General features: G+C 47.5%; 1 protein-coding gene. It reads right to left on the reverse strand.

All coding sequences use genetic code 11. The annotated features are described in order from the left end of the window. The coding region (locus tag AAEZ06_RS28115) for a pantoate--beta-alanine ligase (RefSeq protein ID WP_350617475.1) at positions 1 to 242 on the reverse strand (242 nt) is incomplete at both ends.

Consider the following 242-nt stretch of genomic DNA (forward strand, 5'->3'; position numbering starts at 1 on the left):
GGATAGCTTAAATCACGCACCAGTTGCTTAATGATGGCTAATTGCTGGTAATCTTTTTGTCCAAATACTGCCACACCAGGTTGCACGATATTAAATAACTTGGAGACAACAATGCCCACACCATCAAAGTGCCCAGGGCGCGATTGACCACATAATTGCGTGGTAATGCCGCCAGCAAGAACAGAGGTCGGTGGCGGCATTACTGGGTACATCTCAGCGATACTTGGGGCAAAGACATAGTC

This window comes from Pseudomonas sp. HY7a-MNA-CIBAN-0227, from assembly GCF_040310325.1.
Taxonomy (GTDB): domain Bacteria; phylum Pseudomonadota; class Gammaproteobacteria; order Pseudomonadales; family Pseudomonadaceae; genus Aquipseudomonas.